Source organism: Spirochaetota bacterium, assembly GCA_038043445.1.
Classification (GTDB): domain Bacteria; phylum Spirochaetota; class Brachyspiria; order Brachyspirales; family JACRPF01; genus JBBTBY01.
The window spans coordinates 1-17952 of record JBBTBY010000109.1 but is presented as its reverse complement, the minus strand read 5'-3'; the positions used below and the strand labels follow the sequence as shown (position 1 = coordinate 17952).

The 17952-nt window shown below is 55.5% G+C and carries 17 protein-coding genes and 1 tRNA gene; 10 read left to right on the top strand and 8 right to left on the bottom strand.

Annotated features, from left to right (window positions below; genetic code table 11):
* Position 1: 1 nt before the first annotated feature.
* The 4 genes from AABZ39_15430 to ricT form a co-directional block, all read right to left on the bottom strand.
* Positions 2–1075 carry a dihydrodipicolinate synthase family protein gene (locus AABZ39_15430; GenBank protein ID MEK6796170.1) on the bottom strand — a complete coding sequence of 358 codons (1074 nt, stop codon included), beginning with the start codon at positions 1073–1075 and terminating at the stop codon, positions 2–4.
* Positions 1075–2097, bottom strand: a complete 1023-nt coding sequence (locus tag AABZ39_15425) for an NAD(P)-dependent oxidoreductase (protein ID MEK6796169.1) — start codon at positions 2095–2097, stop codon at positions 1075–1077. The genes AABZ39_15430 and AABZ39_15425 overlap by 1 nt, the downstream gene beginning before the upstream one ends.
* Positions 2098–2161: 64 nt before the next feature.
* Entirely contained in the window at positions 2162–2725 is a 564-nt protein-coding gene (locus tag AABZ39_15420; protein ID MEK6796168.1) for a manganese efflux pump MntP family protein, read from the bottom strand.
* The gene (ricT, locus tag AABZ39_15415; GenBank protein MEK6796167.1) at positions 2722–3714 is read right to left on the bottom strand and encodes a regulatory iron-sulfur-containing complex subunit RicT; all 993 of its coding nucleotides are present in this window, start codon (positions 3712–3714) and stop codon (positions 2722–2724) included. The genes AABZ39_15420 and ricT overlap by 4 nt, the downstream gene beginning before the upstream one ends.
* 274 nt (positions 3715–3988) lie before the next feature.
* Between ricT and AABZ39_15410 the strand changes: the two genes are divergently transcribed.
* Together AABZ39_15410 and AABZ39_15405 are read left to right on the top strand one after the other, a co-directional pair.
* A tRNA-Pro gene (locus tag AABZ39_15410) sits at positions 3989–4062 on the top strand.
* Between the two features lie 28 nt (positions 4063–4090).
* Positions 4091–5257, top strand: coding sequence for a B12-binding domain-containing radical SAM protein (locus AABZ39_15405; GenBank protein MEK6796166.1), 1167 nt, complete (start codon positions 4091–4093; stop codon positions 5255–5257).
* A 35-nt stretch (positions 5258–5292) separates the two neighbouring features.
* On the opposite strand, the gene AABZ39_15400 is transcribed toward AABZ39_15405, so the two are convergent.
* From AABZ39_15400 to AABZ39_15390, 3 genes are all read right to left on the bottom strand, one after another.
* Complete coding sequence (locus AABZ39_15400; protein ID MEK6796165.1) at positions 5293–6582, bottom strand: MFS transporter; 1290 nt, start codon at positions 6580–6582, stop codon at positions 5293–5295.
* A 13-nt stretch (positions 6583–6595) separates the two neighbouring features.
* Positions 6596–7600, bottom strand: a complete 1005-nt coding sequence (locus AABZ39_15395; protein MEK6796164.1) for a magnesium transporter CorA family protein — start codon at positions 7598–7600, stop codon at positions 6596–6598.
* 80 nt (positions 7601–7680) lie between these two features.
* Positions 7681–8127 (bottom strand): hypothetical protein, encoded by a 447-nt coding sequence (locus tag AABZ39_15390; protein ID MEK6796163.1) that lies wholly within the window; start codon positions 8125–8127, stop codon positions 7681–7683.
* Positions 8128–8361: 234 nt separating this feature from the next.
* Between AABZ39_15390 and AABZ39_15385 the strand changes: the two genes are divergently transcribed.
* Entirely contained in the window at positions 8362–9162 is an 801-nt protein-coding gene (locus tag AABZ39_15385; protein MEK6796162.1) for a flagellar motor protein, read from the top strand.
* Positions 9163–9174: 12 nt separating this feature from the next.
* The gene (locus tag AABZ39_15380) at positions 9175–9921 is read left to right on the top strand and encodes a flagellar motor protein MotB (GenBank protein MEK6796161.1); all 747 of its coding nucleotides are present in this window, start codon (positions 9175–9177) and stop codon (positions 9919–9921) included.
* Positions 9922–9925: 4 nt separating this feature from the next.
* Here the strand turns inward: AABZ39_15380 and AABZ39_15375 are convergent, their stop codons facing one another.
* Positions 9926–12007, bottom strand: coding sequence for an EAL domain-containing protein (locus AABZ39_15375; GenBank protein MEK6796160.1), 2082 nt, complete (start codon positions 12005–12007; stop codon positions 9926–9928).
* 144 nt (positions 12008–12151) lie between these two features.
* Here AABZ39_15375 and AABZ39_15370 point away from each other — a divergent pair, with 144 nt between their 5' ends.
* The 6 genes from AABZ39_15370 (at position 12152) to AABZ39_15345 (ending at position 17883) form a co-directional block, all read left to right on the top strand.
* A complete protein-coding gene (locus tag AABZ39_15370; GenBank protein MEK6796159.1) occupies positions 12152–12391 on the top strand; it encodes a hypothetical protein in 240 nt (79 codons plus the stop codon).
* A 107-nt stretch (positions 12392–12498) separates the two neighbouring features.
* The gene (locus tag AABZ39_15365) at positions 12499–13299 is read left to right on the top strand and encodes a helix-turn-helix transcriptional regulator (protein MEK6796158.1); all 801 of its coding nucleotides are present in this window, start codon (positions 12499–12501) and stop codon (positions 13297–13299) included.
* A gap of 173 nt (positions 13300–13472) precedes the next feature.
* Positions 13473–16982 carry a hypothetical protein gene (locus tag AABZ39_15360; protein MEK6796157.1) on the top strand — a complete coding sequence of 1170 codons (3510 nt, stop codon included), beginning with the start codon at positions 13473–13475 and terminating at the stop codon, positions 16980–16982.
* A gap of 41 nt (positions 16983–17023) precedes the next feature.
* Positions 17024–17374, top strand: coding sequence for a hypothetical protein (locus AABZ39_15355; protein ID MEK6796156.1), 351 nt, complete (start codon positions 17024–17026; stop codon positions 17372–17374).
* Between the two features lie 26 nt (positions 17375–17400).
* Positions 17401–17643, top strand: coding sequence for a hypothetical protein (locus AABZ39_15350; protein ID MEK6796155.1), 243 nt, complete (start codon positions 17401–17403; stop codon positions 17641–17643).
* Between the two features lie 9 nt (positions 17644–17652).
* On the top strand, positions 17653–17883 hold the full coding sequence (locus tag AABZ39_15345; GenBank protein MEK6796154.1) for a FliM/FliN family flagellar motor switch protein: 231 nt from the start codon (positions 17653–17655) through the stop codon (positions 17881–17883).
* Positions 17884–17952: the final 69 nt, after the last annotated feature.

Sequence of the window (17952 nt, the reverse complement as noted above, 5' to 3'; positions counted from 1 at the left end):
CTTATGCCAGCCACTCATCGAGATGCGCGCGTACGAAGTCATCATCATGCAGATGCGGATATGAACGATACAGACGAGTTATCTCATCGCTCTGCCCGGGGGACAATTGCTCATGTGTGTTGAGGCACCAGGTACCGGCGAATATGCCCTGACGGCGAAGCACTTCATGGAGACCGGGAATGCATCCGGCATAGCCGTTCTTCGCGTCAAAGAATATCGCGTTCGTATCGGTGACCTCCATGGCGCGCGTGAGAAGCTCCTCTGGCACAGGCTTGCCGGTCTCGGTGATGCCGTGTATCTCAGCAAGAAGCTCGACGGCCTTTTTCGTCCACACGCACCAGTGGCCGAGAAGCCCGCCCTTGATGCGCACCCGCGTTTCCCCGCGAGCGGTGCGGATATTGTATTCGGTGAGGAGATCGAGCACGATATTATCATCGTTGCCCGTATAGAGCGTGATGTCGTTCTCACGGCCCGCTTCGCAGACGGCGCGTACGACATCGAAGGTCTGATAGCGGTTGAACGGCGCCATCTTGATGCCGACGATGTTCTCGATATCGGCGAATTTCCGCCAGAACTCGTACGGGAGCACGCGCCCGCCCACCGACGGCTGCAGATAAAAACCGATGACCGGCATTATCGATGCGACAGCACGGATATGATCGACCATTGCCTCAACGGTATCGTTCTTATATGCGGCGAGGCTTACCAGACAGGCATGATATCCGTTCTTTTCGGCGAAACGTGCTTCGTCCTCGGCCTGTGTTCTCCTGCCGCACACACCGGCGACCTTCATTATCGGCCGTGAACGCTCTGCCGCGTATGCATCGATCTCGCGCGAGGCGAATGCCAGCACCGGTTCGAAGAGCTTCACATCGGGGTCGCGTATCTCGAACTGCGTCGAATGCACGCCGACGGCGATACCCCCTACACCGGCATCGATGTAATATCGGAGGAGCGCGCGCTGATGTTTTTCGTCGAAGGTGCGTTCCCTGGTAAGTGCGAGCGGCATGGCAGGTATCACCGTGCCGCGGCGGAAATCCGCAAGAATAGCCGATGGGATGTCCTTAACTTTCATCAGTATCTCCCGTTCTTCGTTTCAAAATGCGTCGGTTTTCCGAGCGATCGTCCGCCTGCCGATATCCATTGCGCTGTCCAGTCGATCATTGTTGCGACCGGCGTTGCTGGTTTCCCGAAGAGACGGTGCGAGCGCGTTGCATTATTGAGATATGCCGTCGGACTTTCCGTGCCGGAAAATACCGCGGGGCGCTCGAATCGCTTTGCGAATTCGTTCGCGAGATCCCGCACGGACAATGTCTCCGGACCGGTAACGTTCATGACACGAGGCGGGCTCGCGCACTGACCGAAGCACAAAAGCGAATGAGCGATGGCATCGCCCTGCCAGATGATGTTCACAAAGCCCGTCGTACAATCGACCGCTTCGCCCGCATGCACTTTCGATGCGATATCGCAGAGCACGCCGTAGCGCAGATCGACGGCGTAGTTGAGACGGACAATGCATGTCGGCGTACCGTTCGTTCGTGAATAGTAGGAGAACACACGCTCACGCCCGAGGGCGGACTGCGCATAATCGCCCACAGGCCTGGGCTCATCCTCTTCTCGTGATCCGCCCGAAGCAGGTGTCATGAAATCGTATACACAGCCCGTGGAATATGCGACGATGCGGCTTTTCGCATAATGAGCCGCCGCCAGAGCGGGGGCCACCGTGTTCATCACCCAGGTGACCGAGGGATCATCGCCGGTGCCGAATTTTTTTCCGGCCATGAAAACGACATTCTCCGACTTCGGGAGCTTCGCTACCGCATCGCTGTCGATAAGATCGCAGGGAATGGTCTCTATCCCGGAGCGTTCGAGCTTTTCACGCGCATGGACATCGGAAAAGCGCGATACGCCGATAATGCGCCGCTTCACCCCGGCATCGCGGGACGCACGAAGCGCCATCATCCCGAGCTGAACGCCCATTTTACCGGCAATGCCGAGTATGATGATATCCCCGCTGAGCGCACGCATGAGCTCAATAACGGGCGGCGGCGGTGCGGACATGACATCGTCAAGTGTGTCTTCGTCGGTTATCTTCATTTTGCAACCTTTCGGTTGGAAATAAGATACTGCCGAAGCGGGGGAAAGTCAATAGTTCATGGATCTATTTTGTTATCAGATGCTCGATAAGGATCTTCACACCGATGCCGACAAGGATGATGCCGCCGACAAGCTCTATCTTGTTCTCAAAATGCTTTCCGAATCTGCTGCCGACGAACACGCCGATAAGCGAAATGACGAACGTGGTAATGCCGGTGATGATGACAGGGCGCACGATCGCGACCTTGAGGCATGCATAGGTCAGTCCGACCGCGAGGGCGTCTATGCTCGTGGCTACCGCGAGGAGCAAGAGCGTGATAAGACTATGCTCGCTCGATTCCTTCTCGGCAGCATCGATGACGAACGATTCGTATATCATTTTTCCGCCGATGATCGCGAGCAGCCCGAAGGCTATCCAATGATCGATGGTCTTCACGAACGTGCTGAACGATATCCCGGCGAGCCATCCCAGGAACGGCATGAGCGCCTGGAACGCACCGAAGAAAAGCGCGATGCGCACCGCATAGCCGAAGCGCAGCCGTACAATGGCGAAACCGCTCGCCATGGAAACAGCGAGCGCGTCCATGGAGAGCCCGAGCGCTATGATGAATATCGTCGCCGTGTTCATGCAGGCGCATCAGGAACAGCGGTCTCTTCCTTGCGTTCCGGCGCCGGAACACCGTGGCGCGTCAGCTCTTCCACTTTTACATAAAGCTGTCTATCATCCTCGGTATCGATGAGCACCTGCTTGCTGAGGAGATTGATATCGCGCACGCGGGCACGCACCTCATTATAGACGACCGTATCGCCGATGCGCGGGAGGTCGTGCTTGAGTTCGCAGTATGTCTTGTGCTCGTACGCAAGGCAGCACATGAGACGCCCGCAGAGGCCGGATATCTTCGCCGTATTGAGCGAAAGGTTCTGATCGCGCGCCATTTTTATCGATATGGCCTCGAAGTCGCTCTTCATGCAGTTACAGCAGAGGTCGCGCCCGCATACGCCGCAGCCGCCGACTATCTTCGCCTCATCGCGCACGCCGATCTGCCGCAGATCGATGCGCGTGCGGAAATGACCGGCAAGGTCCTTCACCAGTTCCCGGAAATCGACGCGATGCTCGGCGATGAATTCGAAAAGGAGCTTCGAGCGGTCGAAATAGTAATGCGCCCCGACGAGCTTCATCTCAAGCGTATGCGCGGTTATCTTCTCGCGGCATATCTTCGCCGCTTCCAATGCAAGCTTCTCGTTCTCCGCGTCCTTCGTAAGATCGTCCGCGGTCGCTTTGCGCACCAGTTCGTATATCTTATGCGGATCGTTCTTGACGCGCGGCACCGCTTTCCTGTCGGCGTTCTGCGGTCCGTTAAAGCGCCCGCGGCGCTCATCGCTCCCCTCGGCGTCCTTGTCCGCATACCCGTTCTGTACGCGTCCGCTCTCATCGAAATAAACAAGAAGCTCGGTGTTCACATCGGCGACCTTGGAAAAGTTCAGTATCGTGCCGATCTCCTGCCCTTCTTCCGTGTTCACGATGCATTTGTCGCCCGGAACAAGTCCGATAGATTCATCGTATCGGAATTTACCGACATGGTATTGAAAACGAACGCGTGCTATATCAAGATCCATGGAATGGCCTCCGTGAGTATCGTGCGCTCTGAAAGTAAACGCTCCCTATTGAGACGCACATCAATAAGGAACGATATCGATCAAAACAATGCGGATAGTATAACAAAACGAACGATTTCGTCAATCGAAACGGCGGCACAATATGCCGTGAGCGCACGTATGCACAAGTGCCGGCACAAGTTCTCGCTTGCATTTTCATGCGCAAGCGCGTATAATCCGCAACGCATTCGATGTTCCACCGCGTGTATGTTGGGGCGCGGCACATCACAGGTATCGGGACATGGCGCAGTTGGCTAGCGTACTTGTCTGGGGGGCAAGTGGTCGTGGGTTCGAATCCCACTGTCCCGACATATGAGCACTCGATAGATCGGTGAACGTGGAACGTACCGTTTTTATCCGTATCACGCACTATAACCGGCTCACGTGGCCGCTCCTGCTTTCCGTGTGGGAACAGAGCAGCATCGATGAACAATTCTCTATTCGCATTGCCGAGGGCGCCGATGAGCTCTCTGCTTCCGCAAAGCCGGGTGATGTCGTCCTTTATTCATTCATGACGCCGCATCTGCCGACCGTCGTGCGGGAAATAGCCGCATTACAAAAGGATATCATTACCGTTGCCGGCGGACCACACGCGGACGCCGACCCGGAAGGCACGATACGCGCAGGTTTCTCGATAGCCGCAACGAGTGCCGGCGAAGACAGCATGCTCAAGCTCGCCGCAATGCTCGCGAGAGGGGACATCGGCATTGTGCGGGGAGCGTTCGACAATGAGCGATTCTCATCGCATCTCCCCTTTTCGCGACGCCTCAAAACGATACCCCCGCTCGAGATGAACCGCGGCTGCAAGAACGCATGCCTGTATTGCGCCACCGGACGTATCCCGTTCGCACATCGGTCGCTCGCATCGGTGAAGGGCTACTTCCGCGAATTCACCGCCCGCAGAGCGACACGCGTCGGTTTTATCACCTCCTCAGCACTCGAATACGGCGACGGACTTTCCTCGGTTGAAGTACTGCTCGAAGAAGCGAAGAAGGCGAACTGTACGCATATCGAATACGGGATATTCCCGTCCGAGCTTCACCCGAAAACTATAACCGATGAGGCGATACATCTCCTCAAACGCTTTGTAAGCAATAAGCGGCTGACCATAGGCCTTCAGACCATGGGTGATGAGCGGCTCGCGGTGCTCGGGCGCGACCACACCATGCAGGATGTTGCCCGTGCGATAGCATGCGCCGTCCGCGAATTCGCCGTCACCATCGATATCATCGTCGCACTCCCCGGCGAAACAGAAGCAGATCGACGCATCGTCTTTACCGCCATGCGCGATTGGCATAAGCGCTACGCCATACGCTTCCAGATGCATCACTTCTTTCCGCTCGCGGGAAGTGCATTCGAGAACGAACGGCCGGCATTCATGTCGAACGACGAAAAAAACGAATTGCATGCGCTGACAGAGAACGGCATAGCGACGCCCTGGTGGGAGGAAGGGGAACGGACAACGAGGGAGTATCTCGCGTTCCGCGATGCGAACCGAAAATGAAGTGCATGCTGCCATATCTACGCGGGCGGATCGCGCTACGGAAGTGAATGCTTTTTCGTATGCATTCCCACGGACCAATACGAGATGATCGCCAGCACGTGAAGCGTCAGAAGGAACACAAGCATGATGCGGTATCCCTTATACGGATATATCGGTATGCCGGCCGAATGCGCAGTTACATGCATTGTCGTGCTGGCATCGAGTATACGCCCGCAAAGCGGCTGCAGTATCGATATCATGATGAAACCGCCCATATTCGTGAACGCAAAGGCCGTCCCCGTCATCGATGACGGCGTGAACGAGCGTATCGTCGTGAATATGATATTGAGCGATGCGATGCAGAAGCCGAGCAGGAACAGGAGCGGGCGATAGATCATGATATACGACGGCGGTATGCGCACGAACGCGAGCACCGCCCAGAACACCGCCGCTGCCGTGAGTATGGAAATGACCGCGCGCCGGTCGGTCCGGAACAGCTTGACCATGACGCCGTTCGTGAGACACCCCGCCGCAACGCCGATGGGAAGCCACACGACGAATCCCGATGCGGCAAGCGCGTTCATGCCGTACACATGCATGAAGAACGGCGCACCCCAGAGCGATGCGAACGCGATATAGGGGCCGTTGGAAAATGCGAACGCGATGAACGTAAGGAAATTCCGCCGATCGGCAATGATCTCGCGCATGGTGTCGGCAAGCCGATAGCGCTTCTCACGCACCGGCACCGGTCCATCCGTACCGAAGAAGAACAGCACGACGGCGAACAGAAGGATGAGCACACCGAACGCGATGAACGCGTTCTGCCATCCGAAATTGCCGGCGATGGCGGCGAACGGCCCTACCCCGAACAATGCGCCGAGATTCCCCACGAATATGGTCAGCCCCGAAACGTATGCGAACGATGCGCCCGAGAAAAGCCGCGTCTGTAGCTTGAGCAATGCGATAAAATTGAACGACGCCCCGAAGCCGATAAGAAAACGCATCGCCATTGCATAGGGAAGCGATACGGGGAATGCGAACGCTATCGTCGCCGCACCCATAATGACGCTCCCGAAGACCACCATGCGGCGCGGGCCGACGGTATCAGCGAGTATGCCGTTGGGTATCTGCATCATCGCGTAGATATAGAAATACATCGCGGAAAGAAGGCCGGTCACCGTACCGGAAAGCGAGAACACGGCGGCAAGCTCAACGCCGATGACCGATGTGACCGTACGCTGGAAAAAAGCGAAAAAATACGTGGGCAAAAATAACGCCCATGCGATCCAGGCGTGCGCCTTTGGCGCAGCCAGGCGGTATACCGCCACGGGATACCACCGCTTCATTGACGGCCGACCTTCACTCGGCGTCGTCTTTTTTCTGCTTCACTTTCTCCGACTGCACTGCGCCGAACCTGCGTATAATGAGGTAGGTGAACCAGCCGATAACGACGAGCACTGCGGTAAATATGCCGTACGCCACCGGCCAGGGGATGCGCCTGGTCATCATGGAGAATTCCGACATGCCGCCGATGCCGGCGATGACATTGAGCGGCATGAACACGATGCTGATAATGGTGAGCACCTTCATGACCTCGGTAAGCTTATGGGAGCTTGCATTGAGGAATATCGTAAGCATCGTATTGAGCGAGTCGCGCTCGCGATCGAGCGTATCGGCCATGCTCACGATATGGTCCCGGATGTCCTTGAACTGCAGCGCCATGTTCTCATCGATATACCCGCCGTGGTCGCGCAGGAGATGATCGATGACGCCGAGCTTGTAATACGCGTGCTGGCGCGCGCGGCTGATGAACTTCTTGAGCTTGAACACATGGCTGAGATATTTCTGTTCCGTTTGCACAAGTATCCTGTCCTCAAGGCGCGCGATACGCTTCTCAAGCGCCTGCCCCACGATGCCGTCCTGGTCGACAATGACGTCGAGTATTCGGTGCAGGACGAAATCGGTACCTTTCTCGAGCAGGGTATGGTTCTTCGCGAAGCGGTCGACGAGCGAATCGAGCACGGGCATGGGGTGGGAATGCAGGGTGATGACGAACTCGCGTGAAAAGAAGATGAACAGGTGGCGTATCGACACCTGCGACATGACGCCCTTTATCACCGGCGAGGTGAACACGATGAACAGATGATCATCGTACACATCAAGCTTGATATTATTGACCCGGGTAAGACAGTCCTCAACGGCAAGCGGATGCAGCTGAAAGCTCATGATGAGCTTTTCCATATCTTCTTCCGTCGGATCGGTCACATCCGCCCATATCGTATCCCCTTTCCTATAGGAGATAAGACGTTCCATCTCACTGTATTGGAATTTACCGTTATGCCGTTTCGTGAGTAGACGGATCATTGCTTTCGCTCCGCGCGTCATCATACGCGAGGACGTATATTTTGCAAGGTGTCTCTGGTCCGTGAAAGGCGGCGATGCAGCTATCGAAGGCTTTTGGCCCGCTTTTTCGGCACGCGCGGTGTTGACGGCGAACGGGGACGCTCGGTAGTACCCTCCGCCAATATGACCGACTTCTTGAATTTCTCGATGATCCCCTTCAAATATTCGTTCTCATCCTTCAGGAGCCTGTTTATCTTGTCCTGTCCGACAAGCTCCCTGCGTGCAAGATCGGAAACGCTTTCCCGTGCACGTATCTCCTCATACGCGGCAAGCAGCTCCTTTCTGGCAAGCTCCAGCGTATGCTCACGCGCCTGTATCTCATTGTCGAGTTCTTTCGCTTCTTCTTTGTTGGATTGGAGGATATTCTCATAGAGAAGCACGATCTTCGCCGTATAATCGAGCTTTTTCTCCATGTCTGCGATGCGGTCGCGGTACGCCGATACCCTTTCCTTCAGTTCCTGATTTTCGCTGTTCAAGCTGGAATTCACGGCGATCTCCGCGAGCAATATATGCAATCAGTATCATACAATCGAAGTGAAATGTCAAGTTAACAGAGTGACATGCCCAAAAAACCATGAAAGCGCTTACATTTTTCAGCCTGCGATCACGTGCGCGTACGCTGAAAAAGATGCTAAACAAATGATGAAATTGATACGATAATAACAATACTATGCCGCGAGATTTATCTCGGTGCGTATTACACCGCGGGAGGAAACGTTCACATGGACATAGCGACCATTGCCGGTTTGGCGATAGGATTTGCCGGGATCGTCTCCGGATTCCTCCTGGAAGGCGGTCATATCAACTCGCTCTTCCAGGTCACCGCCGCACTCATCGTTTTCGGCGGCACCATCGGTGCAACAATGACATCGTTCACGCTCAAAGACCTCATGAACGTGCCCAAACTTATCATGAGCGCGATATCGCTGCACGTCGAGGTTGAGAAAGAACTTCTTGAAATATTCGTTACCATGTCCGAAAAAGCCCGCCGCGACGGACTCCTCAGTCTTGAAACCGATATTGAGGAAGGTCTTGCCAACGCGAAGTACGACCAGATGCTCGTCAAGGGATTGAAACTCGTCGTTGACGGCACGGAACCCGAGCTCGTGCGCAGCATGCTCTCCGATGAGATCTATGCCTACGAGCAGGAGCGCAAACGGGAAGTCAATATATTCGTGGCGGCAGGCGGCTTTTCCCCGACGATGGGTATCGTGGGAACGGTCATGGGGCTCATCCATATTCTCGGGAATCTTACCGGAGCGGACCCGTCAAAACTCGCCGGATCGATAGCGCTTGCATTCATCGCAACGCTGTACGGGATATCGTTCGCGAACCTCGTGTATCTGCCTATCGGCAATAAGCTCAAACTGAAAATGGAGCGCAGCAAGCACGAGAAGGAATTCATCATCGAAGGCGTGCTGTCGATACAGGCGGGCCATAACCCGCGTATCGTGCGTGAAAAGCTCGAATCGCTCATCGCCGACTTCAAACCGTCGAGCGAGACCGAGAAGAAAGAGAAATAGGCCGCATATACCATGGCTGCAAAACACAAGGGTGAACTGGAAAAAGAAGAGAATCTGGAGCGATGGCTCCTTACCTATTCCGACCTCATTACACTGCTGCTCATTTTCTTCATCATCCTCTACACATTGACGCAGGTCGACAAGCATAAATACGACGAGCTCGCCCGGGCGCTCGCGCTGCAGTTCGGCGGCGGAAAATGGATAATGAACACGACGAGCATACAGGACACCCGCGGCGTATTCTCAAAGAATTTCAACCCGAACAGATCCATGCCCGCTTCTCGCGGCAGGAGCAGGAGCGAGGCATATTACACGAAAGCGATATCGATGTTCCTCGCAGAGATACAGACGAAGAAGCTCCAGGTAACGTTCACCGAACGCGGCGTCATCATAACCCTCGGGGCGGATTTTTACTTCGCACCGGGGTCCGCCGAGCTCAATCGCGACGGACGTCTCGTCGTAGAGCGGCTTTCCGGTTTCCTCTCCTCCGTTTCGAACAATATACGCGTGGAAGGCCATGCGGACAGTCTGCAGGTGATGGAAGGCGGCCCCGTCGCACGGCGATTCCCGTCGAACTGGGAATTGGCGAGTGCACGCGCGGTCAATGTGGTCAAAAAGCTCGAAGGCGACGGCGTAGACAGCAGGAAGCTATCCGCGATCTCCTACGGCGACACACGCCCCATCGATGAGGGCGATAACCCATCCGCCCGCGCAGCGAACCGGCGCATTGAGATCGTCATCATGCGAGAGGACGAGTAAGCGTCTACCAGCGCACCGGGTACGCGATGTGATACCCCTGCGCGTAATCGATCCCCAATTCCTCGACCGCCTTGAAATGCTCTTCCGTTTCCACGTATTCGGCGACCGTACGAATACCCATGATGTGCCCTATCGTATTGATCGACTGTACGATGGCGCGGTACACGGGGTCCTCAAAAAGATATTTTATGAAATGGCCGTCTATCTTCAGGTAATCGACCGGCAGGTTCTTGAGATAGTCGAACGTTGAAAGCCCGGCACCGAAATCATCGAGCGCAAAATGGATGCCGCGCTTCCTGAGCGTCTTCACGAAACGTGCGGCGGCGGTGATGTTCTGTATCGCGGCCGTTTCGGTTATCTCAAGGCATATCGCGCCTGCGGGGACACCGTGCGATTCCAGCCGTTCGAGGATGTACTCGGCAAAACCGGGGTCGTTGAGCGAAAGCCCCGAGATATTGATGGCGAATTCCTCACGCGGTCCGACATCATGCTTTGCGTAAAGCGCGAACGCGTTCTCGATGACCCATCGATCGACGGTGGGCATGATGCTGAAGCGCTCAAGCGCGGGTATGAACGACAGGGGCATGACGAGCCTTCCGGTATCGCGGTCGATCATCCTGAGGAGCACTTCATGCCTGCGTGTCTCGCGCCCGCCGCGCACCGGCACTATCTCCTGGCGATAGAGAACGAAACGGCTTTCCTCCACCGTCTCGGTGATGCGCGCTATCCACTGCATCTCCGCGTGACGCCGAAGCAGCAGTTTATCATCAGGATTATGCACGTGCACCCTGTTGCCGCCGTTCTCCTTTGCAAGATGACAGGCCTCATCCACGGCTGCGAGCACGGCGCTCACCGTCGATGAACCATTATCGATGCCGATAACCCCGATGCTCACACGGATGGAGAACACATCGCCGCCGTACTCAAAACGGCAGCCGGATAATTCCGTGCGAAGCCGTTCCGCATACAATGCGGCCGTTTCGGCGGGGCAATCCGAAAAGAGAACGCCGAACTCATCATCGCCGGTACGAGCGAGCGCGTATGCATCCGGGAATATCGAACGGAGCACTGATGTGACGGTAAGGATCATCTTATCGCCCGCGGCGTGGCCGGCGGTATCGTTGATGACCTTGAACTTATCGAGATCGAGATAGCACAGGGAGTGGCTCTTCCCGCCCGATCTCGCATCCTCGATGAGCCGCTCGATGGCGGTCTCGAATTCCTTGCGGTTGTAAAGCCCGGTGAGCACGTCGTGGCTCGTTTGATAGGTTATCTGGGTGAGCATCTTATTGACAACGCTTACATCACGAAGCACGACAACGGTGCCGATAATCCCGCCGGCGGGGTTCTTTATCGGCGATACCGAACACTCCACCATCGATTCACGTCCATTGCGCCCGGTCAATATGAGCGCTTTTGTCTTAAGGCCGATGCCGGTCGAAAGCGTACGAAGCACCGGGTTCTCTTCAAGCGAAGTACGCGTAGCCTCATCCATGGCGGAAAAAAAGTCCTGGAATACCTCGCCGACGACATCGGCGGGCACTACGCCGAAGAGCATACCGGCGGCCGTATTGACATAGGTTATGACACCGCGCGTATCGGTGCTGATGACCGCATCGCCGATAGCCTCGAGCGTCACCGACAGCCGCTCCTTCTCCGCTTCGAGCGCCGATTCCCGTTCGCGCAGGGCATGTTCCATGGCGCGGCGTTCTACCGCGTATACGATCGTCCTGACGAGAAGACCGGCGTTCACATCGGTTTTTGTAAGATAGAATTTCGCGCCGAGATGCGCCGAATCAATGGACAGCGCTTCATCATCCATGCCGGTAAGCACGACAATGGGGATATGCCCCGCATACGCCTGCATTTTCACCAGCGTCTCCGTACCGGTCCCGTCGGGGAGCGTAAGATCAAGGAGAATGCAGTCGGGTGTCGTTTCCGCGAGCGTGGCCACCGCTTCAGCAAGCGTTCCCGCTGTCAATACCTGAAAATCGAACTGCTCGTTCTCTCCGAGATATTCCGCTATGAGGTCGGCGTATGCCTTATAGTCCTCGACGAGCAGTATTCGTATCGGTGAGGTGCTCACGTAAAGATGCTCCGCGCCGGAAAATTCTCTTCAATAACATACGGGATTGCACGTCAATTGTCAAGGAAATATCCGGAATTTATCCATGGCCCGCGGGCAGGTGTCCCGCATTGAATTCCCCGGATATTTTCGTATACTACTGCCATGTTTGAGATCGCAGCACTTATCATTATCGTCGTCGGTGCCGCTGCCTATTGCGGCTTTTATCTCTCCCGGGAATGGAAGTCAGCTCGGATAAAAAAGTCCTGCGAACGCAAATTCGGATCGAACTACGCATGCGCCGACTGTTCACAGTGCACGGCGAACGGCTGCCGCAATCGCACCGCACCGTCCGCGCGCGCAGCAAGGACGATGAAGCAGTACGAAGTACCGGTAAAAAAATGATGTGATTGTCGTTCCTGGATAAGAGAACAGCGGGTTGCAACCCGCTGTTCTGTAGCGACGCATATCATGATTTGCATTTCCATGGACTCCATGGTACTGTCAGCGATATGTCGGGGTCCTCATCTGAACAGCCATTTCTCGTACGCGAACGCATCATCGATGTACGCCGTATTCCCGCGGCGCTCCTGCCGCATGCGCAATTGATCATCGTCACCGAAGGCGCAATAGCAGTGACCGGCATCGACGATGCCGTACCCCGCGATGCCCCGTACGGTTTTTTCATACCCCGGAAGCATGCCACCGACATCGAATGCGGCACGCGCGCGCTCATCGCCGAGATGGTGCTCGATGACCGCCTCGTGGATGAAGTGCGCTCACGCCTTGCCGCGGATGCGCTCACGCCCTTCGTGTTCAATCAGCCGCATTCCGTATCCATTCCCCATGCGCTCGCGGAACTGCGTTCACGCATCGATGCGCTCTCCGCCGAACAATCGGCAAAACGTCCGGGCTACCGCAGTCTCATCACCCTCTCGATCGTGGAATTCTTCATCCTGCTCCAGCGCGAGTTCGCCCCGATACCCGTAAAAAAAGTCCCCATCGACGTGATCATCGAAGAAATGCAGGCGAACCCCTTCGATGAATACGATCTCACCGTCATGGCAGAGCGGGCGGGCATAGCGCCGGCGAATTTCTCCCGCACGTTCCGCGACAGGACCGGGAAACCGCCGTTCGAGTACATCAATCATCTGCGGATACAGCGCTCATGCATACTCTTAAAGCGCACCGACCGATCGATACTCGACATAGCCTACGACGTCGGCTACAATAACCTGTCGTTCTTCAACCGCTATTTCCGGAAAGTGATGAACATGTCGCCGCGCGAATACCGCGATGCATCAAGGAAATAGGGATATCTGGCACAAATCGCCATCCCGTAGCGGCTCTGCCGCCTGGCTGCGCCACAGGCGCACGCATGGCTCGTGCCGACTGCGCCGTCCTGGCGCACGTCAAAATAGTGTCGTTTGCAAAATAGTGATGGAACTTTTCCGCCCGCGATGCGATAGTATAGTCGGAGGCATCGATGAGGCGATTAAAACGATCGGATTACGGAAAATCCACACGCACATCGCGGAGATCGGCCGCCGCCTGCACCGTCTTGGCGCACGCATTCCTTGACGGAACAGCGCACGAGCTTCCATTCGATGAGGCATCACTCGAATTCCCCGCCGAGGATGATACGCGCTCAAAGCAACGGTCATCGCGTCCCGTCTATTTCGGCATTCGCCAGTCCAGACGCTTCCTTGCCCGCGTACGCGAACTGGAAATAGTGCTTGCAGGACTTCTCGACAATGAGGACAGGCGCATACTCGACATGAGCGACTGGCTCCGCGCCGAAGGGAACACGCTCTTTGATATCGGCATGCCGAGATCCGGATACAAGACCGTATCTCCTGCGGCACGCGCACGCGCCGTATACACGAACGCATACAGCGACCGATCACCGTATATCGCCGATGACGGAACATCGATACCGATCGGTTATCTCTCGCATTACCTCTCCGGTCTCGGGCGGGATATCTCATTCCTCCTCCCGCAGCATGGGCTCAACGACATCCGGAGCTCGTGGGACCATCACATGAAAGGCGATATCCCCATCCATACGGTCGCGCTTGAGCCGAAACGGATCGATGCCGGATACGGATTTTTCCTGCGTGCAATGAACGGGAACACTGCCGCCGCCGTCAACGGCGCCTCGAACGTACGCCTCGGTGACATCATGCAGCCGGTCGGGGATATTCTCTCAAAGCTCAATGAACTCTACGACCATTTCGTCCATCTTCATGCAAAGCGTACCGACATCAGATTCCCGAAGAACATCGCCGGGCTTCTCGGAACGATACGCGCCTGGAAATGGAACGGTTCGCCGCGTCCGATAACGGCATCGCCGGAATATGAAGCGTTCGCGCGCACGGTTCAATTCCCGAAAGTGTTCGCAGAACGCTGGCTGCCGGTATACTTCTCGCTCCGCTGGCTCGAGCATTTTCTCAACGATTACCGAAAAATGCGGCGGCGAGGACTAAGGAATGCCGAACGCATGGGCATGATGTACACGAAAATGGGCGGGGCGCTCGCCCAAGCCATCGCCGATGTGAATAGAAAACGCGAAAAAACGAATGAGCTCTATCTGAAAAAATATGAACTGCTGCTCAATCCCCTTGCGCTCTTCGCGGTACTTGCCCCGGGAAAAGCCGCTTCTGCATTCATCACCGGCCTCTCCGAGATCATCGCCGTCCTGGGAAAGACGGATATCGCCGCTGCAGTCACCTGTCTCTCCAATGGAAAGGATCCGCCGGCGATCGACGACGACACCCGCGCACGGGTGCAGCGCTTCGCCGAGAATCTTCGCGCCATACCGGGCATACTCCGTACCGCGGATGGTCTTGAAAAAGAGATGAGCGCCTGGCTTTCCGGCGAAAAGCGCATGACGCGCCCGGTGACGATGCGCGAGCTTTTGACCGCTGTTCTCGTTCCGCGCACCGGTTGGGCGCATGACATCATCGGAAAGCTCAGCGTTCTCCCCGACAATGCGTCGCTCCGTACGGCTATCGATGCCGTCATCGGAGAAGCAATATTCTCACCGGATGCACCTGCCGCGGTCAGCACTGACATCAGCGCTTTGCGCACGACATTCCTTGACGCTGTCGGGAACATTGTCTCCGTCGGCGAATATCTTACCGGGATCGCCGCCGCCTCGCCGGTTGCGCTCCGCGACCATCTCACGCGGAAAATATTCATTGCACCGCATGAAATACGAATTGCAGATATGATCATCAAAGCATATCGCCATCATCCGAACCCCATAGCGCGTGCAGTTGAGCTGCTTGAAACGCTGACAACCGATTGGCCGAAACCGCTCCATGACGGCGCGGTCGATCACTTCCATCGTTGCATCGGCGACGGAAGGTTCGACGCTTTGCAGAAATCGCTCGAAGATTTCGGACGCAACGAGCTTTTCCTTGAGCTTCGCCGGGAATGGGGCCGCATCAGCGAAGAGCACGATGCAGAGACGGCGCGCATCGCATCCGAGCTCATGGAAAAAGGGAAACTCACCACGGTTGCCGAACAGCAGCGATTCCTCGATGAGCGCCATGCGATTCGGCAGAAAAAGCGCGACGATGCTTACAGCGCCATCATGGAACGCGAAGAGCAGTCGGATTCGAGCACATCGGTCGGCATGCCAACCACGTACAACGGGATACAGACCATGCTCCGCGCTTATCTGAGACCGGATCTGTACTGGTCAAAAGAGCTTTTCGAACTCCTCATGATGCGCGAATACACCGCCGAGGATATTCCCCGCATCGAAGAGCTCACGTTCGCCATGTACACGCATTACGTGAACCGCATTCGCTTCTGCCACCGCTTCTCGGAAAAAGACCTCCCCGACCCCGATGCGGCAAAACATATATGGCCGATCAATCCCTGCGCCGTTATCGCGCCGAAGAACGATCTCCCCTCGCTCGATCATCTCTTCCGTGAACCGCGCTCCGAACGCCCCGAGCTCGATCCGATACATACACCCGCATCGATACGCGCGATCATCGGTGCCTGCGAAGCAATATTCCCGGGATTATTCCGATTGAAACGCGGGACAAAGCTCCAGTATCACGACACCCTCCGCAAATACGATCAATCGCCGCTTGCCGTCATCATCACGCCGCCCGGTGTTCGCACCATGCGTGAAATACCCTTCCGCCCACGGTATTTCGCCGGTATGCGGGGACGCGCGTTCGGTTCGATCTCACGCTCCGCATTCCGCGCACGGGAATGGAATGCCGATATAGACTATCTCTATACCGGCGCCGTGTACGACCCGCGGCATAACACCATCATCATATCCACCGATGCCGACGAGACGAATCTTTTCCACTACATCCTTGCCGGCGACAAATTCACCGGGGCAAAGATATTCTCATCGGTGATCATGTCGCTCGGGATGATGATATATCACCGTCTGCCGGAATACTTCCGGTCCGGCGATTTCGGCGACAATAGATCTTCCTGGAAGTCATGCCTGCTCCAGTCGCGGGCGGCAGAGCGCATCTATTTCACGAAGAATTCGGACGACGGGAGGCGATTCGTCTCCGCGCAGACATCGCATCTGACATACAATGTATCACTCAATGAGATGTCATTCGACTATTACATCATGGAGCTTGAATTCGCATCATATTTTTCGGAGATAATGCTTGAGCTCCTTTCCGGTGTCACGCGCAATCTCGAGCGGCCGTCCGTCGTTGACGCCTGGTTCTCGCGCCAGCTTGCGCTCCATTCGTTACGTACGATGAACGAACGCCGGCATTCCGATGAAAAAACCAAGGCGGACTATCAACTTCAGCATGCGAAGGCGAGGAATGTGCTGATGACATATCTCGTGTCATACACTCACTCACCCATCCCCCGCCGCGAAATACGCGGCACCCCCTTCCCTCTCTCACAGGGAAGTGAGAGAGGGAAGGGGGTTGGTGGATATAATCAAAATAGTGCCATTAACAAAATAGTGGTGGAGGGAAGATCGGATCATGAGTAGTATATTCATGAAGATGACACTTGCAGCAAAGGAGAAACGCTATGGATCATGACAAAAATGATAGCAGTAAACGTATTGGGTCACTCCTCAGTATGAGCCACGAAGAGCTAAACGATTTCTGGCTAAAGAATGTGCGTATTGCTTGGGCAAAGGGCCGAACAGCGCTGAATGAGATCGTACCGACCATCGACGATGATTTCTTGAAAAAATCTCTGATGCTCATGACCGACGGTGTTCCGGAAGGTGTTACCAAGGACATCCTTGAGGGCATTATGCAGAACGTCGTGCATGATGTGCTGAACAAATACCGGAAATCGATGGCGGCAGCGCTGTACCTGGTCGAAGGAAAGAATGAAAAAGTACTCGAAGAACTGTTACATTCATACGAATGAATATGCCTGAAGACGAGGAGATCAATATGGAAAAAAGCACTGAAGACTTCATAAACACTTCGCCCCTGGCAAAGCGGGTGAAACTGAAAGGGCGTGTGATACTCGAGCGCATGATGATGTCACCCGCCGACATAGCCGAAATACGCGCACAGAAACGCTATGTCATACCGAAAAAAAAGGCGGTCTGCGAGCTTGAGGTGGGCGGACAGGTCATTGCAACCGGGAAGATCGTGAAAAAGCACGGCGAATATTATTTTAAGGTCAAATAGGAGGCCATCATGAAATCGAACGCAATAGAAAGCATGCATATCCCGCTTGAAGTTGTTCTCGGCAAAGCGACAGTAACGCTCGCCGAGCTCGCATCGATCGGCGAAGGATCCATCATCGAGCTCGACCGGCTTGCCGGTGAGCCGATATTCGTTGTCGCGGCCGGCGAAGTCGTCGGCATGGGCGAGGTCGTCGTCATCGACGAAAATTTCGGTATACGCATTACACAAATGCGCAAGTAGGAGGGAACCATGGAAGTCCTGAGAACAAACCCGAACAAGCCGAAGAACGTCGGCAACAAAGTTAAAATG

Bases quoted from the DNA above. Each gene is read 5' to 3' on its own strand.
- AABZ39_15345 (MEK6796154.1), top strand. From the start codon at position 17,653: ATGAAATCGAACGCAATAGAAAGCATGCATATCCCGCTTGAAGTTGTT.
- AABZ39_15420 (MEK6796168.1), bottom strand. From the start codon at position 2,725: ATGAACACGGCGACGATATTCATCATAGCGCTCGGGCTCTCCATGGAC.
- ricT (MEK6796167.1), bottom strand. From the start codon at position 3,714: ATGGATCTTGATATAGCACGCGTTCGTTTTCAATACCATGTCGGTAAA.
- AABZ39_15365 (MEK6796158.1), top strand. From the start codon at position 12,499: ATGTCGGGGTCCTCATCTGAACAGCCATTTCTCGTACGCGAACGCATC.
- AABZ39_15350 (MEK6796155.1), top strand. From the start codon at position 17,401: ATGGAAAAAAGCACTGAAGACTTCATAAACACTTCGCCCCTGGCAAAG.
- AABZ39_15360 (MEK6796157.1), top strand. From the start codon at position 13,473: ATGAGGCGATTAAAACGATCGGATTACGGAAAATCCACACGCACATCG.
- AABZ39_15395 (MEK6796164.1), bottom strand. From the start codon at position 7,600: ATGATCCGTCTACTCACGAAACGGCATAACGGTAAATTCCAATACAGT.
- AABZ39_15380 (MEK6796161.1), top strand. From the start codon at position 9,175: ATGGCTGCAAAACACAAGGGTGAACTGGAAAAAGAAGAGAATCTGGAG.
- AABZ39_15370 (MEK6796159.1), top strand. From the start codon at position 12,152: ATGTTTGAGATCGCAGCACTTATCATTATCGTCGTCGGTGCCGCTGCC.
- AABZ39_15430 (MEK6796170.1), bottom strand. From the start codon at position 1,075: ATGAAAGTTAAGGACATCCCATCGGCTATTCTTGCGGATTTCCGCCGC.
- AABZ39_15425 (MEK6796169.1), bottom strand. From the start codon at position 2,097: ATGAAGATAACCGACGAAGACACACTTGACGATGTCATGTCCGCACCG.
- AABZ39_15385 (MEK6796162.1), top strand. From the start codon at position 8,362: ATGGACATAGCGACCATTGCCGGTTTGGCGATAGGATTTGCCGGGATC.
- AABZ39_15400 (MEK6796165.1), bottom strand. From the start codon at position 6,582: ATGAAGCGGTGGTATCCCGTGGCGGTATACCGCCTGGCTGCGCCAAAG.
- AABZ39_15355 (MEK6796156.1), top strand. From the start codon at position 17,024: ATGGATCATGACAAAAATGATAGCAGTAAACGTATTGGGTCACTCCTC.